This window comes from Streptomyces sp. NPDC006552, from assembly GCF_040611655.1.
Taxonomy (GTDB): domain Bacteria; phylum Actinomycetota; class Actinomycetes; order Streptomycetales; family Streptomycetaceae; genus Streptomyces.
Window position 1 is genome coordinate 1 of the sequence record NZ_JBEXOS010000129.1, and the last position, 7,302, is coordinate 7,302.

Genomic DNA, 7,302 nt, shown 5'->3' on the forward strand with positions numbered 1-7,302 from the left:
AGATCGAAGGCGTCCCCGGCGGCGGTGTCCAGGAGCTGCCCGGTCAGTTCGGTGATCCACGGTTCGAGACTGGCGATCAGCCCCGGGGTGAACGCCCGGCTGACCAGGCGGCGCATCTTGCCGTGCAGCGGCGGGTCGAGGAGCAGCAGCGTGCCGCGCGGGGCCTGCTTCTCGCCGCCGGAGAGCCGGCCCACCGTGTCGGAGGAGAACGTCGCGGGATCGGCGAGGATCCGCTGTACGTCCGCGTGGCGGAAGACGTGCACGTTGCCGCCGCCGTCGCGCCACACCGGCCGCTGCGCGCGCATCCGGGCCGCCCAGGCCAGCAGGGCGGCGCCGCCGTCCGGGTCCACGGCCGGCGGGCGTTCGAGGGAGGAGTCCGCCCCGGGCGCCGGGTCCAGCACGTCCGAGGTGCTCTGCTGTGCCACCCAGGTTCCCCTTTCACAGGTGTCGTACGACGGCTTCGGCCACGGAGATCCGTCAGAAGGGCCCTGCTCGTCCGGTCGCCCGGTCACTCCAGCACGGCGACCGCGCGGCGGGCCAGCGCGGGCCGCGCAGTCTAGGGATTCACCGCGTCCTGGCCGCCCGCGGCCTCGCCCGGCACCCTCCGGTCCGGCGGCCCGGCCCAATATCTGGCAGAAACCCCAGTCAGCGGTCCGCGCGCGGCCGAACCGCGCGCCGGCACCGCAAGATGGGCTCGCTCCGGCATCCCGTCGAAGCGGCGAGCGCGCAGGAGGCCCGCATGGACATCGCGATCGACCACGACAAGTGCATCGGCGCCGGACAGTGCGCGCTGATCGCCCCCGAGGTCTTCGACCAACGCGCCGACGGAATGGCGCTGTTGCTGGTCGAGACGGCCGACGCCGCGCAGGCCCCCGCCGTGCGGGACGCCGCCGACTCCTGCCCGCTGAGCGCCATATCCGTGACCGAGGAACCCCTGCCGGGCAGCGTGCACACCGCCCCGGGGCGCCCCCGCGGATCCGACTAGGAGAGGAACCCATGCGCGTCCTGTTCGCCGGCCTGCCGGAGAAGTCGCACGTCTACACGATGGTGCCGCTGGCCTGGGCCCTGACGGCCGCCGGGCACGAGGTCCTGATGGCCAACACCCCGTCCCTGAACGCAGCCGTCACCGGCGCCGGCCTGGTGGCCGCGCCCGTCGGCGCCGATCCCGGCGTCCACCGGGACATGGCCGTGGCCCGGGACTCCCAGGACGCCGACGTCGCCAACTGGAGCCGCCTCGGCTACGGCGACGTCGACCACGCCGGCCTCGTCGAGCGCTACTCGATCAGCGTCCCGTACGGGTTCGCCCGCTACAACGACCCGATCGTCGACGACCTCGTCGCGCTCGCCCGCGACTGGCGTCCCGACCTGGTGGTGCGCGACCCCATCGCCTACGCGGGCGCCATCGCGGCCCGCGCCTGCGGCGCCGCGCACGCCCGCCTGCTGTGGTGCGCCGACGTGTACGGCCAGGCCCGCGCCACCTTCGTCGAGCTCGCCCGGGACGTCCCCGAGGACCAGCGGGCCGACCCGCTGGCCGACTGGATCGACGAGCGCGGCCGCGCCTACGGCGTCTCCTGCGACGAGGAACTGCTGAACGGCCAGTTCACCCTCGACACACTGCCCGAGAGCCTGCGCCCGCCCAGCGACCTGCACCAGGTCTCCATGCGGTACGTGCCCTACAACGGCACGGCCGTGCAGTGGGACTGGCTGCGCGAGCAGCCCAAGCGGCCCCGCGTCTGCGTCACCCTCGGCCGCACCAACACCGAGGCCTACGGCGGCGACTACGTCGACATCGCCGACCTGCTGCGCGCCCTGTCCGGTCTCGACGCCGACATCGTCGCCGCCCTCATGCCCGAACAGGCCGAGCGGCTCGACAACCTGCCGCCCAACGTCATGGCCGCGAGCGGCGTGGCGCTGAGCACCCTGCTGCCCACCTGCTCCGCGGTGGTCCACCACGGCGGCTGGGGCAGCTTCTCCACCGCCCTGGTCAACGCCGTGCCGCAGCTCGCCCTGTCCACCCTCGTCGCCGACCAGGAACTGCGCGGCCGAAGCCTCCAGGACAGCGGCGCGGGACTCTTCCTGCACCACACCGACGCCGCCCCCGAGCGGGTCACCGACCTCACCCGCCGGCTCCTGGAGGACCCCTCCTACGCCGCCGCCGCGGGCCGGCTGCGCGACGAGTCCGCGGCCCTGCCCACCCCGCACGCCGTCGTCGGTGAACTGGAACGGCTCGTCGCGGCCCGCTGAACCACCCCGGTACATCCACGAGGAAGGAGGACGGCGCCCGCTCGGCACGCCCGGTGACGCGCCGCACCCAGATGAGCAAGACACGCATCCTGGTGACCGGCGGGGCCGGCTTCATCGGCTCCCACTACGTCCGCACGCTCCTCGGGCCCCTCGGCCCGGACGACGTCACGGTCACCGTCCTCGACGCCTTCACCTACGCCGCCGACCCGGCCAACCTCGACCCGGTGGCGGACAGCGACCGCTACCGGCTCGTCGTCGGCGACATCTGCGACAGCGACCTGGCCGACGCACTGATGGCCGAGCACGACCAGGTCGTGCACTTCGCCGCCGAGTCCCACGTGGACCGGTCCCTGGCCAGTGCCACCGAGTTCGTGCGCTCCAACGTCCTGGGCACCCAGACCCTCCTCGACGCCGCGCTGCGCCGGGGCATCGACCGGTTCGTGCACGTCTCCACCGACGAGGTCTACGGCTCCATCGCCGTGGGCTCCTGCTCCGAGGACCAGCCCCTCGACCCCAACTCGCCGTACGCCGCGTCCAAGGCCGCCAGCGACCTCATCGCCCTGGCCTACCACCGCTCGCACGGCCTCGACGTCCGCGTCACCCGCTGCTCGAACAACTACGGGCCCCACCAGTTCCCCGAGAAGATCATCCCGCTGTTCGTCACCCGGCTCCTCGCGGGCAAGAAGGTCCCGCTCTACGGCGACGGCCTGAACGTACGCGACTGGCTCCACGTCGACGACCACATCCGCGCCGTCGAACTGGTCCGCACCCGCGGCCGGGCCGGCGAGATCTACAACATCGGCGGCGGCACCGAACTCGACAACCGCGGCCTGACCGCCCTGCTCATCGAGGCGTGCGGCGCCGCCCCCGACAGCGTCGAGTACGTCACCGACCGCAAGGGACACGACCGCCGCTACTCCGTGGACTGGCGCAAGGCCCATGTCGAAGTCGGCTACAAGCCGCAGAAGGACTTCGTCGAGGGCCTCGCCGAGACGGTCGCCTGGTACCGCGACAACCCCCGCGTGGGGGACCGCACCATGCGCCCGGACAAGACCACGGGGACCGCGCCGTGCTGACCTGGCGCACCCTCGGCCCGCTGCGGGCGTCGGCCGGCGGCCGCGACGTCACCCCCACCGCGCCGAAGGTCCGCCAGGTCCTCGCCGTGCTGCTCGCCCGCCGCAACAGCGTCGTCCCGCTCTCGGTGCTCACGGCCGAACTGTGGTCGGGCCACCCGCCGCGCAGCGCCACCGCCACCGTGCAGACCTACGCGTACCAGTTGCGCAAGGCGCTGCACGGCGGCGAGGACCCGGGCCCCGGCGAGAACGGCCCGCTCGCCACACGGGCCCACGGCTACGTGCTGCGGGTGGGGCCGGGGGAGTGCGACGCCGAGGAGTTCACGCTCTGCGTACACCAGGCGCGGGCGGCCCTGGCCGACGACGATCCGGCCGGCGCCGTCGTCCTCCTCGACCGGGCCCGGCTCCTGTGGGACGGGCCGCCGTTCGCGGACGTCGCCCACGGCCCCGCGCTGCACGGCCACACCCTGCGTCTGGAGGAACTGCACCTACAGGCCCAGGAGTTGCGCATCACCGCCGGGTTCCGCCTCGGGCGGCACCGTGAACTCGTCGGCGAACTCAAGGAACTGGCCTGCGCGTATCCGCTGCACGAGTGGTTCCAGGGCACGTTGATCATGGCCCTGGAACGGTGTGGCAGACGCAGCGAGGCGCTGGCGGTCTACCAGCGGCTGAGCGCGCAGCTGAGGGACGAACTGGGCCTCGACCCCTCACCAGGGCTGCAGCGGCTGCGCCAGCACGTGCTGACCGACGCCGTCAGCACGGCCGACCTGGATCTGCTGCCCGGCTGACGCGGACCGGCCCGCGGCCGGCCGCTCACGCACGGGCGGCGGGCCCCTCGTGCTGCTCCGCGGCGGCCCGCCACAGGTCCTCCACCATGTCCCGGGCGGTACGCCGCGGCTCCCAGCCCAGGACCGTACGCGCCGCCGACACGTCCACGGCCATCCAGTCGGTGTCCGGCAGCGCCCGCGCGCCCGCGACGGGCCGCTCCACCAGCCGGGCGGGATGGCCGCTGAGCGAGATCAGCAGGTCGACCATGGACCGGACGGGCTGCCAGGCGCCGCTCGCGATGTTCACCACGTGCCCGGTGGCGCCTGGGGCGCGCACGGCAGCCACGACGGCCCGCGCCACGTCCTGCGCGTCCACGAAGTCCCGGCTGCTGCGCAGCGGAGAGACCCGCACCTCCGGGGGCAGGCCCTGCGCCGCCTGGTCGAGCAGTTGCGCGGCCACGTGCCCGAGGAGGCTGCCGCGCGGGGTGCCGGCGCCGATCACGTTCGACAGGCGCAGCACCACCGCGTCCACGGCGCCCGTCCCGACGGCCCGCAGCACCGCCCGGGTCCCCTGCAGCTTCGTCCGTCCGTAGTCGTTGGCCGGTTCCTCCGGCGAGGACTCGGTCAGCCACACCCCAGGGGGCTGCGGCGTGTACTCGTGCACCGAACCCAGCTGCACGAGGCGCGGCCGGGGGCCCGCCGCGGCGAGCGCCGCGAGCAGACGGTCCACGAGGAGCTGGTTGCTGCGGCGCATCCGGTCGGCGGTGGGTGACCACACCTCACCCGCGGCGTTCACGACCGCCACGGGAGCCGTCTCGTCGATCAGTTCGACCAGCGCCCGGGGCCCGGAATCGACCAGGTCCATGGGGTGGAAACGCCAGGACGCCGGCATCTTGCGCGGACGCCGGGCCACGGCGAGGACCTCGTACCCGGCCTGTTCCAGGGCGGTGCCCACATGGCGGCCGACGAACCCCGTCGCCCCCAGCACCACCACACGCCCGGACCACCTGTCCGCGGCCCCGGGCCGTCCCGGCGCACCGACCTCCGCCATGGCCTGTCTCCTCCCGGTCCTGCGCGGTGCGCGCCCCTCGAACGTGTGCCGCCCCGCCGGCACGCGGGTATGACACCTCCACTGAAGCAGCCGCCGTTCGAGGATCGCGCGAGGCCGCGTCGAGTGGAGCCGGCCACCGACGGTCCTCGATCGGTCCTCGATCCGCACGCCCTACGGTGGGGCCACCATGAAGGTTCGAGAGACGGCTGTGCCGGACGCGTACCACATCACCCCGCACCAGCTCCGTGACGAGCGAGGAAGTTTCTACGAGTCGTTCCGGCACGACCGGCTGGCCGAGGAGATCGGCCGGCCCGTGCCCGTGGCGCAGGTGAACTACTCGGTCTCGCGCCGCAACACCCTGCGCGGGCTGCACGGCACCCTGCTGCCGCCCGGACAGGCCAAGGTGGTGAGCGTGGTGCGGGGCGAGGCCCTCGACATCGTCGTGGACCTGCGGGTCGGTTCCCCGACCTGGGGCGTCCACGAGGTGAACCGGCTGTCCGCCGATTCGGGGGAGACCCTGTTCGTCGCCGAGGGTCTCGTCCACGGCTTCCTCGCCCTCACCGACGACACCTGCGTGGCGTACCTGTGCTCCACCGGTTTCGTGCCCGGCACACAGGTGGACATCGACCCCTTCGATCCCGAACTCGCCCTGCCCTGGGGGCTGTCGGAAGCGCCGCTGATGTCGCAGAAGGACGCGTCGGCGGTCTCCGTCGCCGAGGCCCGCTCCACCGGACTGCTGGCCGGCTACGCGGACTGCCTGGCGCACTACGAGGCGCTGCGCGACGACGCCCGCTGACCCCCTGGCCGCCCGGCCCGCCCCGGGCCGGCCGACACCCACCGGAGAGCCGATGCCGCCCGGCACCCCCACCCCCGCCCGCCACTACGCCCTGCTGCTCTTCGCGGACTTCGGCCACATCGCCCCCACCCTGGGCGTGGCCCGCGAACTCATCGCCCGGGGCCACCGCGTCACCTACGTCGTCGACGAACGGTTCGCGCCGCTCGTCGAGGACTGCGGCGCCCGCGCGGTCACCTACACGTCGGCCCGCGGAGACTTCTACCGCGCCGCGGACCCGAGCCCCGACCGGCTCGCCCGCGACGGCTACGACCTCCTCGTCGACACGGTCCGCACCGTCTTCCCCGCCGCCCGCGCCGCGCTCGCCGCCGACCCGCCGGACGTCCTGCTCTACGACTTCGAGACGGTCGCCGCCGGCCGGGTCGCCGCCCGCGTCCTGGGCGCCGTACCGGTACAGGTCTGCCCGAGCCACGCCGCCAACGAGACGTTCTCGCTGCGGGCCCAGATGTGGGACCCCGGGCACCCGCTGATGGCCGAGGGCGCCAAGGTGCTCATCGACTTCATGGGCGAACACGGCATCGGCCTGGAGGAGATGGGCCGGTACGGCACCGAGTGGGACGAACGCAACCTGGTCTTCCTGCCGCGCGCCTTCCAGATCGAGGGGGACAGCTTCGACGACCGGTTCGTCTTCGTGGGTCCCACCTTCACCGAGCCCGCACCGGGCCAGTGGGCGCCGCCCGCGGACGGGCGCCGCGTCGCCCTGGTGTCGCTCGGCACGGAGTCGTCGGACCGCGGCGACTTCTTCCGGCTCTGCGCACAGGCGTTCCCCGCCGAGCAGTGGCATGTCGTCATGACCCTCGGCCGCGACACCGAACCGGCCCTCCTCGGCCCGCTGCCCGCCCACGTCGAGGCCCACTCATGGCTGCCGCACCCCGCCGTGCTGCCGCACGCCGACGTGTTCGTGTGCCACGCGGGCATGGGCAGCCTGATGGAGTCCCTGGCCTACGGCACACCCGTGGTGGCCCTGCCCCGCGCGCACGAACTTGCCCTCAGCGCGGAGCGGTTGGCGGTGTGCGGGGTGGGGCGCACCCTGCCCAGGTCCGGCCTGACCGCCCAGGACCTCACGGACACCGTCGCCGGGCTGCTCGCCGACCCGGCGGCACCGGCCGCCCTCGCCCGGATGCGGGACGCCGTGCGCGCGGCGGGCGGCGCCACCCGCGCCGCCGACGTGCTGGAGGAGTGGGCCGCCCGGACCCCGGCGATGCCAGCCGCGGGCTGACCCCAGCTGAACAAGGGGGGGCCGGCACCATCCGGTGCCTCACCTCGCACGCCTACGTCGTCCCCGCCGGCCGGGGCGCTCCCGCCGGACGCCGC

At 74.0% G+C, this 7,302-nt stretch carries 7 protein-coding genes and 1 pseudogene; 6 read left to right on the forward strand and 2 right to left on the reverse strand.

Features of this window, described 5'->3' with window-relative positions:
- Positions 1 to 425 (reverse strand): annotated as a pseudogene (locus ABZY33_RS35665) (cytochrome P450); the annotation flags it as partial.
- Between the two features lie 314 nt (positions 426 to 739).
- On the opposite strand from ABZY33_RS35665, the gene ABZY33_RS35670 reads away from it, so the two are divergent.
- The 4 genes from ABZY33_RS35670 to ABZY33_RS35685 all read left to right on the forward strand — a co-directional run bounded on the left by ABZY33_RS35670 (position 740) and on the right by ABZY33_RS35685 (position 4,105).
- Positions 740 to 985: a ferredoxin gene (locus tag ABZY33_RS35670; protein ID WP_356495875.1), complete on the forward strand. Its 246-nt coding sequence runs from the start codon at positions 740 to 742 to the stop codon at positions 983 to 985.
- 11 nt (positions 986 to 996) lie between these two features.
- Positions 997 to 2,244, forward strand: coding sequence for an activator-dependent family glycosyltransferase (locus tag ABZY33_RS35675; RefSeq protein WP_356495876.1), 1,248 nt, complete (start codon positions 997 to 999; stop codon positions 2,242 to 2,244).
- A 71-nt stretch (positions 2,245 to 2,315) separates the two neighbouring features.
- Positions 2,316 to 3,320: a dTDP-glucose 4,6-dehydratase gene (rfbB, locus tag ABZY33_RS35680; RefSeq protein ID WP_356495877.1), complete on the forward strand. Its 1,005-nt coding sequence runs from the start codon at positions 2,316 to 2,318 to the stop codon at positions 3,318 to 3,320.
- Positions 3,314 to 4,105: an AfsR/SARP family transcriptional regulator gene (locus ABZY33_RS35685; protein WP_356495878.1), complete on the forward strand. Its 792-nt coding sequence runs from the start codon at positions 3,314 to 3,316 to the stop codon at positions 4,103 to 4,105. The genes rfbB and ABZY33_RS35685 overlap by 7 nt, the downstream gene beginning before the upstream one ends.
- 25 nt (positions 4,106 to 4,130) lie before the next feature.
- Here the strand turns inward: ABZY33_RS35685 and ABZY33_RS35690 are convergent, their stop codons facing one another.
- Positions 4,131 to 5,135 (reverse strand): NAD(P)-dependent oxidoreductase, encoded by a 1,005-nt coding sequence (locus tag ABZY33_RS35690; protein ID WP_356495879.1) that lies wholly within the window; start codon positions 5,133 to 5,135, stop codon positions 4,131 to 4,133.
- 187 nt (positions 5,136 to 5,322) lie between these two features.
- On the opposite strand from ABZY33_RS35690, the gene ABZY33_RS35695 reads away from it, so the two are divergent.
- The gene (locus tag ABZY33_RS35695; protein WP_356495880.1) at positions 5,323 to 5,931 is read left to right on the forward strand and encodes a dTDP-4-dehydrorhamnose 3,5-epimerase family protein; all 609 of its coding nucleotides are present in this window, start codon (positions 5,323 to 5,325) and stop codon (positions 5,929 to 5,931) included.
- 52 nt (positions 5,932 to 5,983) lie between these two features.
- The gene (locus tag ABZY33_RS35700) at positions 5,984 to 7,207 is read left to right on the forward strand and encodes a macrolide family glycosyltransferase (protein ID WP_356495881.1); all 1,224 of its coding nucleotides are present in this window, start codon (positions 5,984 to 5,986) and stop codon (positions 7,205 to 7,207) included.
- The last annotated feature ends 95 nt before the right edge of the window (positions 7,208 to 7,302 follow it).